At 71.0% G+C, this 18,033-nt stretch carries 10 protein-coding genes; 2 read left to right on the forward strand and 8 right to left on the reverse strand.

The genetic code is table 11. The features are described 5' to 3' along the window. Nucleotides 1-2: 2 nt before the first annotated feature. The 7 genes from BLW82_RS41665 to BLW82_RS41695 form a co-directional block, all read right to left on the reverse strand. Nucleotides 3-890, reverse strand: a complete 888-nt coding sequence (locus BLW82_RS41665; protein ID WP_093507509.1) for an amidohydrolase family protein — start codon at nt 888-890, stop codon at nt 3-5. After that, nucleotides 883-2,208 (reverse strand): L-fuconate dehydratase, encoded by a 1,326-nt coding sequence (locus BLW82_RS41670; protein ID WP_093507511.1) that lies wholly within the window; start codon nt 2,206-2,208, stop codon nt 883-885. Before BLW82_RS41670 ends, BLW82_RS41665 begins: the two co-directional genes overlap by 8 nt. A 91-nt stretch (nt 2,209-2,299) precedes the next feature. Further along, entirely contained in the window at nt 2,300-3,340 is a 1,041-nt protein-coding gene (locus tag BLW82_RS41675; RefSeq protein ID WP_093507513.1) for an ABC transporter permease, read from the reverse strand. After that, nucleotides 3,333-4,898, reverse strand: coding sequence for a sugar ABC transporter ATP-binding protein (locus BLW82_RS41680; RefSeq protein WP_093507515.1), 1,566 nt, complete (start codon nt 4,896-4,898; stop codon nt 3,333-3,335). Before BLW82_RS41680 ends, BLW82_RS41675 begins: the two co-directional genes overlap by 8 nt. Before the next feature lie 47 nt (nt 4,899-4,945). Continuing rightward, on the reverse strand, nt 4,946-6,010 hold the full coding sequence (locus BLW82_RS41685; RefSeq protein ID WP_093507517.1) for a sugar ABC transporter substrate-binding protein: 1,065 nt from the start codon (nt 6,008-6,010) through the stop codon (nt 4,946-4,948). Nucleotides 6,011-6,635: 625 nt separating this feature from the next. Beyond that, on the reverse strand, nt 6,636-7,637 hold the full coding sequence (locus tag BLW82_RS41690; RefSeq protein WP_093507519.1) for a helix-turn-helix transcriptional regulator: 1,002 nt from the start codon (nt 7,635-7,637) through the stop codon (nt 6,636-6,638). A gap of 150 nt (nt 7,638-7,787) precedes the next feature. After that, nucleotides 7,788-11,642, reverse strand: a complete 3,855-nt coding sequence (locus BLW82_RS41695; protein WP_093507521.1) for a S8 family peptidase — start codon at nt 11,640-11,642, stop codon at nt 7,788-7,790. 450 nt (nt 11,643-12,092) lie between these two features. Between BLW82_RS41695 and BLW82_RS41700 the strand changes: the two genes are divergently transcribed. Next, nucleotides 12,093-12,656, forward strand: a complete 564-nt coding sequence (locus BLW82_RS41700) for a hypothetical protein (protein ID WP_093507523.1) — start codon at nt 12,093-12,095, stop codon at nt 12,654-12,656. A gap of 272 nt (nt 12,657-12,928) precedes the next feature. Continuing rightward, nucleotides 12,929-13,729: a hypothetical protein gene (locus BLW82_RS44090; protein ID WP_143063750.1), complete on the forward strand. Its 801-nt coding sequence runs from the start codon at nt 12,929-12,931 to the stop codon at nt 13,727-13,729. A gap of 198 nt (nt 13,730-13,927) precedes the next feature. Here BLW82_RS44090 and BLW82_RS41710 read toward each other — a convergent pair whose 3' ends face one another. Then, on the reverse strand, nt 13,928-18,010 hold the full coding sequence (locus tag BLW82_RS41710; protein ID WP_256216143.1) for a carboxypeptidase regulatory-like domain-containing protein: 4,083 nt from the start codon (nt 18,008-18,010) through the stop codon (nt 13,928-13,930). Nucleotides 18,011-18,033 lie beyond the last annotated feature (23 nt).

The following is an 18,033-nucleotide window of genomic DNA, read 5'->3' on the forward strand; positions in this document are numbered from 1 at the left end:
CCTTACTTCTGGTTCTCGTGGTCGGACAGGCGGTAGAAGACGGACGCCGTCTCGCAGAGCACCGCGTGCCGCTCGTGCGGCGAGCAGTCGTCCAGCAGGCGCTCGACGGTGGCCGCCCAGCGGGACCACCCTCCGGCGAGCACGCAGACGGGCCAGTCGGAGCCGAACATCAGCCGCTCGGGACCGAAGGCGGTCAGCAGGACGTCCCAGACGGGGCGGATGTCGTCGATCGTCCAGGTGCGGTGGTCCGCCTCGGTGATCAGTCCGGAGACCTTGCACCGCACCTGCGGGTGGCCCGCCAGCACCCGCACCTCGCGCACCCAGTCGGAGAACCCGTGCTGTCCGATGGGCGGTTTCCCCGCGTGGTCCAGCACGAGCGGAAGGTCCGGGAAGCACTGGGCGAGACGGATCGCCTGGTCGAACTGGTGGCTGCGGATGAGCACGTCGTAGCCGAGGCCCCGGTGCTGTACGGCACGCAGGCCCCGCTCGACGGACGGCTGTTGCAGCCACCTCGGGTCCGACTCGCCCTGCACCAGGTGGCGCAGGGCCCGCAGATACCCGCCGCCTGGCTTGGAGCGCAGTTCGTCGAGTACGTCGCCGACCGCGGGTGAGGTCAGGTCCGCCCAGCCGACCACCGCGCCGACCAGCGCATCCTGGGCGGCGAGGTCGAGCAGCTCCGCCGTCTCCGCCACGGAGGTGACGCACTGCACGACCACCGTGCTCGTCAGCCGGCGTCCCGCCAGGGGCCGGTCGGCGGCCCGTCGCAGGTCCTCGATGCCGTGGCTGCGGCGGATCGGCTCGTGGCCCGGTTCGTCGAGCCAGGCCTGGGGCCGGCGGTCCAGGTCCCACACGTGGTGGTGGGCGTCGACCAGGGGCAGCGGTTCAGACACGGGCGGACCAGACCGGGCCGTCGGGGTAGCTGTACTCCTTGAGGGAGGCGGGGTGCATCTGCGCGCTCAGTCCGGGCAGCGTCGGCGCGAGGTAGTGGCCGCCGACGATGCGGACCGGGTCGACGAAGTGCTCGTGCAGGTGGTCGACGTACTCGATGACCCGGTCCTCGGTGGTGCCGGAGACGGCGACGTAGTCGAACATCGACAGGTGCTGCACCATCTCGCACAGGCCGACACCGCCGGCGTGCGGGCAGACGGGCACGCCGAACTTCGCGGCCAGCAGCAGGATGGCGATGTTCTCGTTGACGCCGCCGACGCGGGCGGAGTCGATCTGGACGATGTCGACCGCGCCGGCCTGCAGCAACTGCTTGAACACCACACGGTTGGCGATGTGTTCGCCGGTGGCGACCTTGATGGGGCTCAGCGCCCTGCGGACGGCGGCGTGGCCGAGGATGTCGTCGGGGGAGGTGGGCTCCTCGATCCAGTACGGGTCGTAGGGTGCCAGAGCCCGCATCCAGTCGATGGCGGGCTGGACGTCCCATCTCTGGTTGGCGTCGACGGCGACGCGGATGTCCGGGCCGACGGTCTCGCGGGCGGTGCGCAGGCGCCGTATGTCGTCCTGCAGGTCGGCGCCCACCTTCAGCTTGATCTGTGTGAAGCCGTCCGCGACGGCCTCGCGGGCCAGGCGCGCCAGCTTCTCGTCGGAGTAGCCGAGCCAGCCGGGGGTGGTGGTGTAGGCGGGGTAGCCCTGGTCGAGGAGATGGGCGATGCGCCGCTCACGGCCGGGCTCGGCCCGGCGCAGGATGTCGAGCGCCTCCTCGGGCGTGAGGGCGTCGGACAGCCAGCGGAAGTCGACCTGGGCGACCAGTTCCTCCGGCGGCATCTCGCCCAGCAGACGCCACACGGGCTTGCCCGCGCGCTTGGCGGCCAGGTCCCAGGCGGCGTTGACGACCGCGCCGGTCGCCATGTGGATGGCGCCCTTCTCCGGCCCCAGCCAGCGCAGTTGGGGGTCGTGGACCAGGGTGCGGGCGAAGGCGCCGAGGTCGGAGCAGACCTGTTCCACGGACAGGCCGACCACGTGCGGGGCGAGGGTGGCGATGGCGGCGGCCTGGGCGTCGTTGCCGCGCCCGGTGGTGAAGGCCAGGGCGTGGCCCTCCAGCCCGTCGCCCGCGTCGGTGCGCAGGACCACGTAGGCGGCGGAGTAGTCGGGCTCGGGGTTCATGGCGTCCGAGCCGTCGAGGTGTTCGGAGGTCGGGAACCGCACGTCCAGGACGTCCAGGGCGATGATGCGGGCTGACGGGGGCACGGGGGAGGGCATGGCGGCAACTCCTGTGAGGGGCAGGGGAGGCGGTTCCCCTGCGACGAGACGTGAACGCGGTGGAGGCGGGGCGGCCGGTGGGCCGCCCGGGTCACTCCTGGACCTTGCCGCCGGTGATACGGGAGATGGCGAGGGCGACCAGGATGATCAGGCCGTTGAGGGCGCCGATCCACTGGGCGGGGACACCGGCCAGCGTCAGCACGTTCTGGATCATGAAGAGCAGCAGGATGCCGCAGAACGCGCCGAACATGGTGCCCCTGCCGCCGTTGAGGCTGATGCCCCCGATGACGGCGGCGGCGAAGACGGTGAAGATGTAGCCGTTGCCCTGCGCGGAGGCGACCGAGGCCAGGCGTCCGGAGAGCATCAGCCCGGCGAGCGCGGCGAGCACGCTGCCGGTGACGATGACGATCCACAGCACCCGGTCGGTGCGGATGCCGGCCGCCTTCGCCGCGTCGACGTTGCCGCCGATGGCGTACAGGGAGCGGCCGAAGCTGGTCCAGCCGAGCACCACGATCGCGATGGCGAACAGGGCCAGGCAGATCCAGATCGAGGCGGGCATGCCGAACCATTCGGCGGTGCCGGTGTAGAGCATCGACTGCGGCAGCTGGAAGAAGGTCTGGCCGCCGGAGATGCCGGTGAGGATGCCGCGCAGCACGATCAGCATGCCGAGCGTGACGATGAAGCCGTTCAGGCCGAACCGGATGATGAGCAGAGAGTTGATCACACCCACGAGCGCGCCCACGGCGAGGGTGATGGGGACCGCCCAGGCGCCCGGGAGCAGACCGAGTCCGTGTCCCGCCCCGGCCGGGACGACCAGCCAGGCCGCGACGCCTGGCGCCAGGCCCATCGTGGACTCCAGGGAGAGGTCCATCTTCTTGACGATCAGGATCATCGTCTGGGCGAGGACCAGCAGGGCCATCTCGGACATGGTCTGCAGGACGTTGATGAGGTTGTCGGCCTGCAGGAAGACAGGGTTGACGATCTGGCCCACGATCGCGATGACGACGATCGCCGGAACGAGCGCCAGATCGCGCAGCCGGGCCAGGGGGATCCGGCCGCCGAGCAGAGCGGTGCGCTTCTGTCCGGGGTCGACGGCCTTGGCGGCGGCGTCAGCGAGGACGGTTTCAGGCATCGAGGTCCACTCCTTCCATCGCGGCCACGAGGTCGTGGTCGTGCCAGCCGCGGGCTATCTCGGTCGTGACCCGGCCCTGGAACATCACCAGGATCCGGTCGCACATGCGCAGGTCGTCCAGCTCGTCGGAGGCGATGAGCACGCCGGTGCCGGACTCCGCGGTCTCCTCGACCTTGCCGAGGAGGAACTCCTTGGAGCGCACGTCCACGCCGGCGGTCGGGTTGATCAGGACCAGCAGCCGGGGGTCGTCGGCCAGGGCGCGCGCCATGACGACCTTCTGCTGGTTGCCGCCGGACAGGGCGGAGACGGGCAGCTCCGGTCCGGGGGTCTTGATGGCCAGGTTCTCGATCATGCCCTCGGCGAGCCGGTCCCGGCGGCCGCGGCTGAGGAAGCCGTTCTTGCCGAGCCGCCTGGGCACGGACAGGGTCGCGTTGTCGGCGATCGACATGTCCGGCACGAAACCCTGGTGGTGCCGGTCCTGCGGGACGAACCCGGCGCCGGCCGCGAGCGCGGCGGGCACGCTGCCCGGCCGGGGCCGGCGCCCGGCGATCTCCAGCTCCCCGGTCGCCGCGGCCCGCAGTCCTACGACGGTCTCGGCGACCTCCGTACGTCCGCTGGCGGCGGCGCCCGCCAGGCCGACGATCTCTCCGGCGCCCACCTGGAAAGTGACGTCGGTGTAGATGCCGTCGCTGCCCAGGCTCTGCACGGTCAGCGCGGGCACGGTGCTCTCGTCCAGGCTGCCGGTGCGCTCCTGGCGCCGGTCTGCCGCGGCCTCACCGGTCATGGCGGCGACCAGCTCGGCGCGGGGCAGTTCCGCGACCGGCGCGGTCACGATGTGCGCCGCGTCGCGGAACACCGTCACCATGTCGCAGATCTCGTAGACCTCCTGCAGGTGATGACTGATGAACAGGAAGGTCACGCCCTGGCGTTGCAGGTCGCGGATGCGGTCGAAGAGCCGGGTGATCGCCGCCGCGTCGAGCTGTGCGGTGGGTTCGTCGAGGATGATGAACCGGGCCCCGAAGGACAGTGCCCGGGCGATCTCGACGAACTGCCGCTGCTCGACGCTGAGGTCGCCGGCCGGGGACTGCGGGTCGACCTCCACCGACCAGGCCGACAGCAGCTCCTGAGCCCGGCGGCGTACGCCGGTCCAGCTGATGAGCCGGTGGGGGCCGTGGTGGTGCCGGTTCAGGAAGAGGTTCTCGGCGACGGTCAGCGTGGGGATGATCGTCGACTTCTGGTAGACGCAGGCGACGCGCCGGCGCCAGGCGTCGCGGTCACTGAGCCGCGGTGCGGGGTCGCCGCCGAAGGTGACCGTCCCCTCGTCGGGGGCGTGCAGGCCCGTCAGGACGGACACGAGGGTCGACTTGCCGGCTCCGTTGCGGCCGACGAGTGCGTGGGTCTCGCCGGGCCGGATGGTGATCCGGGCGCCGTTCAGGGCCACCGTCGGGCCGAATCGTTTGACTATGCCCGTCGCCTCGACGACGGGCGGGGCCGCGGGGGCCCGCCCGTCGTCCGCCGGGGCGGGCGCGGGGGTGACAGTACGCTCCCCGTCGCTCATCTCAACCGCCTTGTTCTGGATAGCCGTTGGGTCCCTGACCGGGCAGGTCAGCCGAGGTGGTTGCCCCACAGCGACGTGTCGTCGCTCTTGACGCTCGGAACGCCGCCGTAGGTCCCGCCGTCGGCGGTGACCAGGGGAGCGGAGAGCTGGTCCTCCAGCAGACCGTCACGGACCTGGATGATCGTGCTGTCGTGGTCCGTCTTGCCGGGCTTGAACGTCTTCCCGTCGATCGCGGCCTTGAGGTAGTACAGGGCGTACTTGGCGTACAGGTCGGCGGGCTGGGAGACGGTGGCGTCGATCTTGCCCGCGGCGATGTCCTTGAGCTCCTCGGGGATGCCGTCGTTGGACACGATGAAGACGTGCTTCTTGTCCTTCGGATCCACCAGCAGGCCCTTCTGCTTGAGCACCTGCAGCGTGCCGGACAGGCCGAAGCTGGACTCCATGTAGACGCCCTTGATGTCCGGGTTGGCAGTCAGGTCCGTCTGCAGTTTCTGCGCGGCGACCGCGCCGTCCCAGTTCGTGGCCTCGCCGAACACCTTGATGCCGGGGTAGTTCTTCTTCATGCAGTCGTTGAACGCCTCGGTGCGGTCACGGCCGTTGATCGAGTCGAGGCCGCCCTCCAGCATGACGACCTTGCCCTTGCCGCCGAGCTTCGTGCCGAGGAACTGGCAGGCCTTCTCGCCGTAGGCGCGGTTGTCGGCCCGCACCACCATGAACACCTTGCCGGTGTCGGGGCGGGTGTCGACGGTGACGACGGGGATCTTCTTAGCCTCCAGCTGGGCCAGGGTCGGCGCGATGGCGGCAGTGTCCTGCGGCGCCATCGCGATGCCCTTGACGCCCTGGCTGATGAACGTCTGCGCGTTGGCGGTGAGCTTTGCTACGTCGTTCTGGGAGTTCGTGGTCTTCAGGGACAGGCCGAGCTGCTTCGCGAAGTCGGGCGTGTACTTGATGTAGGAGTTCCAGAAGTCGGTGTCGGACCGCGGGTAGTCGACGCCCACGAGCGGCTTGTCACTCGACGAGGCGGAGGTGCCGGAGCCGCTGCTGCACGCGCTGAGCAGCGTCAGAGCACAGACGACGGACGCGGTGGAGCTGAGTGCGGTTCTGAGTCTCATGGGTACTTCCTCGCGCTGGTCCCGTAGGCGGAGTTGTTACGCCGATGCGACGGTTGGGTGTCGCAACTGAAGAGATGGGATGTTTATAGGGTGGGCGCGAGGGGGTTGTCTAGAGGTCGGAAGAAGGCGCTGGGAAATTGCGGCACAACGCGCGCTGCGGGGCCTGCGTCATGGGATGTCGATGCCGGATCCATCCCATCAATGTTGTGAACCTGTGATGGGATGTCTCTTGCGCCCGGATCGCTCGACGGCCGCGCCGGTGCGGGCTGAGACCCCGTCGGAGGCGTCCGTGGGCCCCGGACTCGGCCGGCACCTGTGAGGGCCTTCGATCACGACGGTCAACTGCTGCCATGCGCACCGCTCCCGCTCGTGCCCGCACGGCCGGGGCCGTGAGCGGACTCGGCCAACGAGAGCGCGCGACACGGCTGATGGTTCAAGCGCCCCGCCGACCGGCCGAGTTCGTGACGAGGGCGGAAGGCTCCGGCCGATGCCAGGGGTCCCGGGCCCGCCGCCCGGCCGCCGCCGCGACCGGTCCGTACGGGCTCACCCGCGCCCGGCCGGCCCCGCACCGGACGGTAACCCACCAGGACTGACGAGCAGTCAGTTCGCCTCAGAGCGGCGCGACTCAGAGCCAGCCGCGGCGTGCGGCCTGCCAGGCGAGCTGCATCCGCGTGTCGGCGCCGGCGAGCGTCATCATGTGCTGGATGTGGCGCTGCACGGTGCGCCTGCTCAGCCCCATCTGACTCGCGATGGCCTTGTCGGCGACACCCGCCACGAGCAGCGAGAGCAGTCGGCGGTCGGTCTCGGTCAGCGGGTCGGCGTCGACGACCCCGTCGCTGCCCTCCACCCCGCCGGACGCGCTGACGTTCAGTGGGACCGCGGTCTCCCAGTAGCGCTCGAAGAGCGAGATGAGCGCCTCCAGCAGGCTGCTGCCTCGCACCAGCGCGGCCGTCGCCACCTGGGGACTGCCCTGGGGCCCACCGGGGACCAGCGGGCAGATGGCGATGGCGCGGTCGGCCACGGCCAGGCGCAGCGGCAGGTGCGGGACCGACCGGGCCACCTCACCGGCGCGCACACCTTCCACGACGTTGTCGACGGCGCCCTCGTCGTCGAAGAAGGCCTGCTCGTACAGGACGCGGTAGCGCACCCCGCGGGCGAGGGCGTCGTACTCGGCGCGGTTGCTGCCCGAGGGCATCGCCACGTACTGCGCCTTGCAGAACCAGAGCATCTCGTGGCGCGCGTTGTCCTGCATCTGCCGCAGGTGCTGGCGCAGCGCCTCCGCTCCGGTGATGACCTCGATGAGCTGACCGGGGTCGTGCCGGCGGCGCGTACTGCGGTAGCTGTCGAGGAGGTCGGTGACGGCGGTACGGGCCTTGTCGAGCGCGTCGGCGTTGCGCTGCAGCCGCGGCAGCAGCGCCACGTCGGGCGGTACGGCGGCGTAGTGCAGCGGATCGCGGTCGGTGGGGCTGACGAGGCCCTTGCTGTGCAGGGCCGCGAGGACGGCCTCGACGGAGTCGCGCGGGAGCCCGGTCCCGTCGGCGACCTCCTGGGCCGACGCGGTCGCGGTCCCGACCAGGAGCCGGTAGACGGTCTCCTCGATCGCCGTGAGACCCGCCGCCTCCAGCATGCCGTGCCCCTCCCTCGCCGCGGCCGCCCCCGAGAAGCGGAACGGCCCGTTGAAGTTTGCACCGCGATCCACCACCGGGCAAGCAAACGGCGGGTGCCCGGGCTTCCGCCCGGGCACCCGCCGCCGTTCAGCCGTTCCGCGGGGCCGCCGTCACCGCCCCGAGGAGGGGCCGCGGTGCAGGTAGGCGCGGTCGACCGTCTGCCGGACGGTGTTGCCCGCGGCGTCCACCGCGGTCACCCGCAGGCTGACGTACGCGTCCCCGCGTACCCCCGACGGCCGTTCGACCGCGGCGGTGAACCGCGTGCCGCCGTGCCGCGCGGTGCGGGCGGTGTGCCAGGTACGGCCGTCGTCGTACGACGCCTCGACCTTGAGCGTGACCCCGCGCGGAGCGGGCAGGCCGTCCGGCATCCGTACGTCCAGACCCAGCGTGTGCGACCGGTGCGGGCCCACCGCGTTGCGGAGGTCCACCGGCGCGCTGTAGTCGACCTGGAGCAGCGGCAGCAGCGTGGCCGTCGCCGCAGTGTCCGAGGTGAACGTCCAGGACGTCCTGGTGCCGGTGCCGAACTGCCAGTCGGCGGAGGTACGGGCGGTGGTCAGGTCCAGCCGGTAGCCGGCCTTGCCCGCGGGCACCTCGAATCCGCCCCAGGCCCCGGTGTCGGACTGCGCCACGAGCCGGCCGTTGCGGTACACCTCGGCGTGGGCCACGTCGCTCGGGTCGCCCACCGCGGACACCGCGGCACCGGAGCCGACACCGCCGCCCAGCGAGCTGGACTCCGCGAACGACCAGTGGCCGGACTGGGAGTCGGTGAATTCCGGGATGTACAGGGACAGGGTGTCGCCGTTGCGCACCGAGCCCGGCCAGCCCGTCACACCGTGCGGGATCGACGGGCGCACCGGCCCCGCGAACCACCTCTCCGCGGCGTGCTGCCCGGGCCGGTAGGTGCGGGCGGCGTCCCGCATGCCGACGCCCAGCTCGAGGTCGCGGTCCATGACGGTGTCGTGGTGCACGGTGTGGCTCCACAAGGTGTCACCGGCCGTCACGTACTCGGTGCGCTGCTGTCCCACCGGCACGTCACGGGTGTACTGGTTCCAGGCGAACTCCTGGTAGGGGCGCCAGCCGAAACGCTGCTCGCTTCCCCAGGCCGAGGCGCCGGTGCGGGTGTAGGCGGCCTTCACCACCGCGCTGTTGCGCTCGCTGACCGTGTACACCAGCTTCTCGGGAACACGCTGCTGGGACACCTGCATCACGTCGTACAGGTAGGGGCTCTTCACCGTGCCGGAGAAGTCCACCGTGGTGGTGTGCCCACCGGCGCGCTTCAGCAGGTCGGTGCCCTCCGTCGCGCCGGCGCGCATGATCGGCAGCGCGAGGCGGTCGCCCTCCGGCTGCCAGCGCGTCCAGGGGAAGAAGCCCTCGGGCATGACGAGCATCAGCGCCTTGGCCCCGGCGTCCGCGGCGGCCTTCGCCAGCTCGGCGTCGTCGCCGAAGTCGTAGCGGATGACGGCGAGCTTCCCGCGCACATGGGCGGCCTTGAGGTCCGCGGCGGTGCCCGCTCCGGCGTCCACCGCGGTCAGCCGGACGCCCTTGTCGTCGAAGACCGGAGAGGTCGGCAGGTAGTACGGGACGAAGGGCGCCGAGGTGCCGGACACCTTCGCCCGCAACTGCGGGGCCGTCATCTGCCAGCGCGAGGCGAACTCGAAGGTGCCGTCGGTGACCTGCGCGGTCGGGCTGACGTAGATGCGCTTGGCGACGTCGAAGAACATCACGCCCTGGATCAGGCCGTGGCCCTCGATGCGCCGGTACGTCTGGTAGCTGAGGATCCCCCGCTGCTCGGCGGGCTTGGGCGTGCGGATCTGGACCTGGGTGACCTTGGAGGCGTCCAGCGTCACCGTGGTGTCCTTGGAGACCTTCACCTGCGGGTTGACCACCTCGACCAGTTCCTGGCCGTCCGAGGCGTTGTCCAGGGTGCTGAAGTCGACCTGGTAGGTGCCCTCCTCGACGACGGCGACCGCGGGGTCGGCGCTGGTGTACGAGACGAAGCCGTCCTGGCCCCAGATCGTCGGCAGCCAGCCCGGCAGCACCTTGCCCGTGCGGTCGCGGGCGATCACGGTGAGCCGGTGCTGCGGCGCGTGCACGACCAGGGAGAGCGTGGTGTGGGCGAGGACGGTGCCGTCCGCGCCGGTCGCGGTGGCGTAGCCGTAGTAGGCGCCGCGCTTGGCGTTCTTCGGGTCGGTGCTCAGCGGCACATCGGCGGAGGCGCCGGGGGCGAGGTGGACGGTGCTCGCGCCGGGCGCGACGACACCGGCCGTCAGGGCCACGCCGTCGGAGTTGGCCAGGGCCACGCTCAGCTTCAGGTCCACCGCCTTGTCACCGGTGTTGGTGTAGTGCAGGGTCGCCGACTGCTGCTTGGCGCCGCCCAGCTGGACGGCGGGCAGCAGCACGCTGCCGGTGGCCGTGACCGCGCCCATGGCCGCGGCGACGTCGATCCGGCCGCCGCCCTGCTCGGTCACCTTCGTGCCCGGCACGGTGTGCGCGGTGCTGATCAGCGCGTCCTTCAACTGCCGGCCGGTCCAGCCGGGGTGCTGCTGCGCGATCAGCGCGACGGCACCCGCCACGTGCGGGGTCGCCATCGAGGTGCCGGACGCCGCCGTGTAGTTCGCGTCGACCGGGTCGCCCATGGTGGTGCCGGACGCACGCGCGGCGACGATGCCGACGCCGGGGGCGGTCACGTCGGGCTTGACGGCCTTGTCGCCGAGGCGCGGACCGCGGCTGGAGAAGGAGGCGAGGGAGTCGTCGCGGTCCACAGCGCCCACCGTCAGCGCGGCGTCGGCCGCACCGGGCGAACCGATCGTGGAGTCCCCGTTCTCGCCCGCGTTGCCCGCCGCGACGACGAAGAGGGTGTCGCTGGAGGCGGAGAGCGTGTTGAGGGCCTGGCTCATCGGGTCGGTGCCGTCGGTCGGCTCGTCGGAGCCGAGGCTCATGTTGACGACCTTGGCGTGCTCGGCGGCCGCCCACTCCATGCCGTCGATGACCTGCGACTCCGAGCCGTAGCCGTCGTCGCCGAGCACCTTGCCGATCAGCAGCTCCGCCTTCGGCGCCACACCCTTGCGGGTACCGGAGGACGCCGCACCCGTGCCGCCGACGATCGACGCCACGTGCGTGCCGTGCCCGAAGTGGTCCACGGTGTTCCCGCTGCCCGAGAAGTCCTTCGCCTCCGCGATCCGGCCCGCCAGATCGGGGTGGCCGGCGTCCACGCCGGTGTCCAGCACGGCCACCTTCACGCCCTGGCCCTCGTACCCGGCCTTCCACGCCGCAGGCGCGTTGATCTGCGCCGTGCTGCGGTCCAGCACCGGCGCGACCCGGCCGTCCAGCCACACCCGCGGGGTCGCGGCGGCGCGGGCGGTGCCCTTGGCGCCGCCCGGGTTCAAGGCCTTCCAGAAGGCGCCGAGGTCGTCGTCCGCGACGCGCAGCGACCGCGCGTCGATACTGGCGAGGGTCCGCGCCGGGGCCGATGCCTCGTTGAACGCGGCGACCCGGTCCGCGACGGCGGCCGCGGCCTTCTCGCTCTTCGCGGTCGTCCGGGCCACGCCGCCGCGCGGCGAGGCGGAGACGATCAGCGGCAGCGCGGACGTGCCCGCCTCGTCGTAGCCCTCGGCGATCAGGGTGGAGACGTCGAACAGACGCCGGTCCAGCGTCCCGGCGGAGACCAGGTCCGCGGCGTCCGACGGCAGCACCGTCAGGTCGCCGCCGTCCTCCTGGTACGTGCGGAAGACGATGCCCTCACGGCCGGGTCCCGGCTCGACCGAGGCGGCGCGTCGGCCGTCGGCCCCCGGCGTCACCGTCACGCGGTCGCCGGTCACCAGGCGTACGGTCACGGGCGGCGCGCCCTGGGCGTCGGCGGCTCGCGCCGCGGTGTCCTGGGGCGTTCGGGCGGAGGCGGCCGGCGCGCCTCCGGCGGCCAGCAGCAATCCTGTCGATATCGCCGCCGTCAGGCGGATCCATGCCATCAGCCAAGCACCTCTCGTACAGCTGGGAGTCACGCGCTGTCCGACAGAATCTGCTGTGGCGGTGACCATGTCACTGGCCTCCGGTGTCACACCTGCGACATGTCTCAACGGCGCCACGCGGTGCGGCCCTGGCCCCCGTGAGGTGTCAGCGCGGCATTCCGCCGTGGGAGCGGACGCTGAGGCCGCCGCGCCGCGTGACGCTCAGGCCGCCGCGCCGCGGGTGCCGAGGCGCGCCGACTCCACCCGCAGCGGACTCGTGCTCGTGGGCGTGCGGGTCCACGACCCCACCATCGGCCGCTCTGCGACGTCGGCAACTGGCCTCCTCCCACCGCTACTTGTGGTGACAGCCGCCGCAGCGCGACGATCTGACTGATCGACAAGCCGGGCGCGGTCTGCCCTTTGTGCGCGGACCGCGCCCGGTCCCACGCTCGCCACTCGTCAAGGAGTACCTTGTCCCCCGCATCTCCGTCCGCCGCGGCCACCCGCCTCGGACTCGCGGCCACACTGCTGCTGCCGACCGCCTTCTTCCTCGGCGCATGTTCCGTCATCGGCGGCGAGACCTGCGACGGCACGAAGGACGAGCTCAAGCGACTGGCCGCGCAGCCGCTGCTCGACGCGGCGCCCGCACGTGCCACGGCACCCTCCAACTACCGCGGCGTGGCCATCACCACCGGCTGCGACGACGGCAGCAGCGGGCAGCCTTGGCTGCACGCCGACCGGCTGTACGCCTATCCCGGCACCATCGAGGAGGTCATCAAGCACTACTCCGAGGAGGCGAAGGCGGCCGGCTGGCAGTTCGAGCACGACCCGAGCCCGGACGCCGCGCCCGTCGCCGTGGAGGGGGCCTGCTGGACCCGGACCGAGAAGGACCGGCACCTGCTGCTCAACGTCGACACCCGCGTCGAGGCGTACTCGCCTCGGCCCGAGGCGGACGGCGGAATCGCCTACGAGGTGTCGATCGGCACCACGCGGGACGGGAACAACGACGACAACGAGGCCACCTGCTGGCACTAGCCCGCGCGTTTCACCCGAGGCAGCGTCCGGTTCATGACCGGGAACGCGAAAGTGCCTTCTGAACTGGGATGATGAGGCTTGTCCAAGGTCCCCGCCGACCCATCTTGCTTGTTGACGGTCAGTTGGTTGCTCGAGCTCAGGCGGCCCTCGAACGAGCCCGTCACAGACCAGGACGAGCGCGACGTCCAGGCAGCGCTTCTTCAGCTCGGTGAACACGTGCAGCCAGTACTTCGCGTATTCGGCACCGTACGCCGTCCACTGCCAGCAACACGGTGGCGCTGCACCGCCACCGTGCCCGTGCCCTTTTTCTGGTCGCCGGTCTCATCCCCGACCAGCACCGCATCCTCGTGGTGCAGGTACTCGACAACGAAGCCGCGGATGTCACCGCGTCCCGCACAGGCATCCCGCTTGGCTCTCAACAGCAGGCGTCGCAGACCGTAGGGGTTCGCCTCCCCGGCCTGCTCGGCGGGTGTCCTGCAGTTCTTGCGCGGCAGGTGCGACAACGGTCCGCGCACGAACGCCCGTGCCCCGCGCCGGGGTTCTACCAGGACGAACCGTCCCACGATACGGCCCACCAGGCCCTCGGACGCTTTCTGCCAGCGGGCAGGATCTATGCTTCGGCCTGCGGCTGCCCACTGATCTTCTGTCTTCACACACCGATGGTCACCGGTGCCCGCACGCGTTCCGCACCAGCCCCGACCAGCAAGATCAGGATCTGGGCCCGAGCACCAGCTCTGGAGTTGAAGCGGCTGATGGACATGTCCTCCCGGGAGATCCGCATGCCCCTCGGCGAGATCGTCGCAGTGCTGCAGGACCTGAACGAGTTTGTCGTTTCCCTCGACCGACTCGGATCCCGCCAGGCAGCCGGGACTGCCGACGAGCACACCGTCGTCAAATTCATCGCCGACTGGGATGTCGCTCGGCGATTGGCCCGCGCCCGACACGTCATCAGCGTCGCGCTGGACGCACAACTGAGCGAAGAGGACAACGCCGAGATCGACGCCCTGTGCGACCAGGGCCACTTCTACGGCACGGACGGCGCCACCAGCCCCTCCACTGACCAGTCTGGCTGAGAGAGCAAGCGCATCGGACCACACCAACCGAGGCGGGGGTCAGCGGTACGGGACCGGGTACCTGTTTCGCGACTTCGGGAGGTCCGCAAGTAGGCGGTGTCCTGGAGGAGAGCGGTGGTTCCGGTGGGAGGGTCGTGCCGAAAGCCGGGGTGAGCCGGCCCCGTTCAGGAGCGTCTCACCCCGGCCGTCGGCCCTTGTCTACTTTCTCTTGAGGGTGAAGTTCGCGGTGGCGGTGGACTTCTTCTTGATCTTCACTGTCGCGACGGTCGGCTGGAAGCCGTCCTTGGCGACGATGACGGTGAGCGGGTTGTTGCGGACGTCGAGCCACAGGGCGTACCCGCCGTGGGTGTCCGTCGTCAGCGTGTAGCTCGTGGCCCAGGTGTCGATCTGGACGGTGGCCCCGGCGATCGGCGCGGTGCCGCCGTTCGCGGTGACCCCCAGCACGGTGCCGGTGATCTTGCCCCAGGTCTTGGGCGGGGCGACGTCCAACTCCACGGGGAGAGCGGGCACGGAGTACGGGGTGTCGGAGCTGACGGACAACCGGGCGGTGAAGGATCCCGGCTGTGTCACCTCGGCCACGGAGGCGTCCAGGGTGATCGTCACCTTCGAGCTCTTGCCGGGCTGGAGGGTGAGCTGCTGCGCGCTCTCGCTGAGCCAGCTGACGTCGGCCGTGTCTCCCTGGTCGTAACCCGGGAGCACCTCCACCGTCGTCGCGGGGGTCGCGAGCGCGACGCCGCCACCGACCTTGAAGAAGCCGAGCGCACCCCCGCCGCGGTAGGTGGCGGTGTCGGCGTTGGGCAGGGCGGTCCAGGTGCCGGCCTCCGGGTCGAAGGCGAAGGCCTGGTTGGTGATGCTGTTCTGGGTGACGCCACTGGCGGTGACGAGCATGCCGTTGGCGGAGGTGTAGGCGGAGCCCCAGAGGGTGATCGGCAGGTCGGCGACCTGGGACCACGCGTTGGTGGCGGGGTCGTAGACGTAGGAGTGCTTGTCCTCGCTGTTGCCGTTCAGACCGCCGGCGCAGTAGAGCTTGCCGCTGATGCCGGCGCAGGAACTCCAGGAGATCGACTCCGGGTAGTCGGCCACCGTGGACCAGGTGTCCGCGGCCGGGTCGTAGACGGTGACGTCCGTGCTGCCGCAGGATTCCGCCCCGCAGCCGCCGACCACGTAGAGCTTGCCGTCGAGCACGGCGCTGCCGGAGCCGGCGTAGGGCTTGGGCGAGGCGGCGCCGGTGGTCCAGGTGTCGCTTCCCGGGTCGTAGATCTCCAGCTTGGAGTCGGGGGCGCCGCTGGCTCCCCAGCCGCCGACGGCGTAGAACTTGCCGTCGATGAAGCCGTGGGCGGGATCCTCCCGGGTGTCCGCCGCACCGGCCAGCTTGGTCCAGGTGCCGGCGACCGGATCGAGGACGTACATGTCCTTGGTGTCGGCGCTGCCGTTGAAACCGAAGGCGGAATAGACCTTCCCGTCGTTGGTGGCGACAGCGTTGTCCATCAGCTTGACCGGCAGGTCGGGGGCCGCCTGCCAGGCGTCACCGGCGGCTCCCGGAGCCACCTTGGCGGTGGTGCCCGCGGCGGCCGCGGCGGCCTTGCTCGACAGCGGGGAGTAGCTGCCCTTGACCAGCTTCAGCGGAGCGCCGCCCGCGGACTCGATGCTGAACCCGCCGGACTGTTCGCCCAGCTTGACGGTGGCGGCCGCCGTGCCCGTGTTCTTGATGGTCAGGGTCTTGGTGGTCTGCTCGCCCCAGCCGACCGACGCGGTGAGCGAGGTCTTGTCCAGCGACAGCTGCCCGGCACCGAGTGCGAAGTCCGCGCCGACCGCACTGTCGGCCGCGACCTTCACGGTCTTGTCGAGGCCGGTGTAGTGCGGCTTCGCCGCGGTGAAGCCGTGGCTGCCGAGGGAGGAGAACAGGGCGTAGACACCGTCGCCCAGAGCGGGGTCGTCGGGAGTGGCGAGGGTGACGGTGCTCTGCTTGCCGTCGTCCTTGTTCGTCACGGTGGCGCCGACCAGGCCCGTGGCGGTGTTGGCATCCGTCACGGTGCCGGTGAGCAGACCACCGGGCAGGGGCGTGACGTGGCGCTCGCCGACGAAAACGTTGTCGACCTTCCACCACCAGCCGAACGAGCCGGTGAAGTGGAAGCGCAGCTGGACCGATGCCTTGCCGGCGTAGTCGGTCAGCGGGAGCTCGACCTTCTGCGCGCCGAAGGTGCTCCCCGTGGCGGACCAGAGACTGGTCCAGGTGGCACCGCCGTCGGTGGTGACGTCGACGCCCGCGCTCTGGCCGCCGATGGCCAAGTAGTCATTGGCGAAGGCGATCTCGGGTGCGGAGTTGTCGGTGAAGTCGTATACCGGGCTGAGGAGTTGCGAGTCCTGGTGCGCGCCGTTGCCGGAGTGGTCGCTGTCGACGACGGCGAATCCGCCGTCGCCGCCGGTGGTGTTGCCGCGTGAGCCCGGGTCGTCGAAGGCCCAGCCGCCGGTCGTCCCGTCGGCGTTGACCACGCTCCAGCCCTTCGGGGCGGAGTCGGTCGAGTCGAACGTCTCGGTGGTGCCTTCGTCGTGCACCGAGTAACCGGTGGGCGCGGTGGCCCCCCACGGGTCGACCGGGACCGCGACGTTCAGAGTCTGGTCGGAGTCCGCGACGGTGATCTTCTTGGTGGGCGACGTGTAGCCGGGATAGGCGCTGGTCACGTGCAGGGTGTAGTCGTGGCCCTGGGGCAGCTTCAGGTCGAAGGCGCCGGTGAGCGGGTCGGTCCACACCGGGCCGCCGGGGACGCCGTCCGCGGTGATCTTGGCGTAGAGCGGCCAGCCGTGGCCGGAGCCGTCGGTGACCTTGCCGGAGACCGTCCGGCTGGGAACCGGGGTCAGGGCGAAGTTCTTGGTGAGGGTGTCGCCGTCGCCGAGGGACACGCCCGAGGCGGTGCCGGTGGCGTAGCCGTAGGCTTCGACGGTGATGTCGTAGCTGCCGACCGGCAGGACGAGCGAGTAGGTCCCGTCGGCAGCGGTGTGCGCGGTGCCGCCGCCCTGGGTGGTGACGGTGGCTCCGGCGACCGGCTTGCCGGTGCTGTCGTCGGTGACGGTACCGGAGAGCTTCCCGTGCGGGCCGCTGCGGAAGGCGGCCAGCCCGTCGGGGGTGCCCAGGCCGGTCGGGCCGTCGTAGCCGGCACCGGCGGTGCACAGGTACGAGGGGGTGCAGGTGCCGTTGTCGCCCGTGGTCACGTCATTGAGACCGGTACCGGAGGCGTACGGGTAGGAGTTGGGGTACGTACCCGCGACGGGGGTCCCGGCGGCCGCGTACACGGCGGCGATGATCGGTGAGGCGGCGCTGGTGCCGCCGTACACCTGCCAGCCGCCACCGCCGTAGGTCTGGTAGACCGCGACGCCGGTGGCCGGGTCGGCCACGGCGGAGACGTCGGCGACGGTGCGCTTGTCGCATCCGGTGTCCGTCTGGAAGGCCGGCTTGGGCTCGTAGAGGGAGCAGCCGGATCCCGGGCCCAGGCCATCGCGGTTCCAGACCGACTCGGACCAGCCGCGTGCGGTTCCGGAGTCCCGGACCAGTGAGGTGCCGCCGACGGAGGTCACGTAGGGGGAGACGGCCGGGTAGGCCACCCCGTAGTCGCTGTCACCCGAGGAGGCGACCACAGCGACACCGGGGTGGTTGTAATGGGCGTCGTACGTCGTCTCGTCCGGGGTCTCGCCGCTGCCCGGGGTGCTGCTGTAGTTGGTGCCGTAGGAGTTGGAGACGTACTTGGCACCGAGCGCGACCGCCTGGTCGACGGCCGCCCCGAGGTCCTCGAAGCTCGGCTGGTCCGCCTCGACGAGCAGGATGTGCGCGTTCGGCGCGGCCGCGGAGACCATGTCCAGGTCGAGTGAGATCTCGCCGGCCCAGCCGGAGTCGGGGGCGGGGTAGTCGGTGCCGCCTCGCTGGTCGACCTTGGTGAAGCAGCCGTTCGCCGTGGTGCAGGCGGGCAGCCCGTACTGCTCGCGGTAGACGGCCAGGTCGGCCTCGGCGCTGGGGTCGTCATAGGCGTCGACGATGGCGATCGTCTGACCCGCACCGCCGTCGGCGGGAAGGCTGTAGGCGCTCTGCAGGTCCCCGGCGCCGTAGCCGCTGGGGCTGACGGAGGCGGCCAGCAGGCCCTTGACGGCCTTGGTGTCGGTGCGGCGCAGGGCGAAACAGGCGGCCTCGCCCTTCTTGGGCGTGGAGCACGAGGGTTCGAGGGCGACCTTCTTCTTGGCCGAGGACGCCGAGGCGACGGACGGGGGCGCCGCGTGGGCCGGGATCTGCATGCCCAGGACCGTCATTGCGGCGG

It is taken from the genome of Streptomyces sp. Ag109_O5-10 (genome assembly GCF_900105755.1).
Classification (GTDB): domain Bacteria; phylum Actinomycetota; class Actinomycetes; order Streptomycetales; family Streptomycetaceae; genus Streptomyces.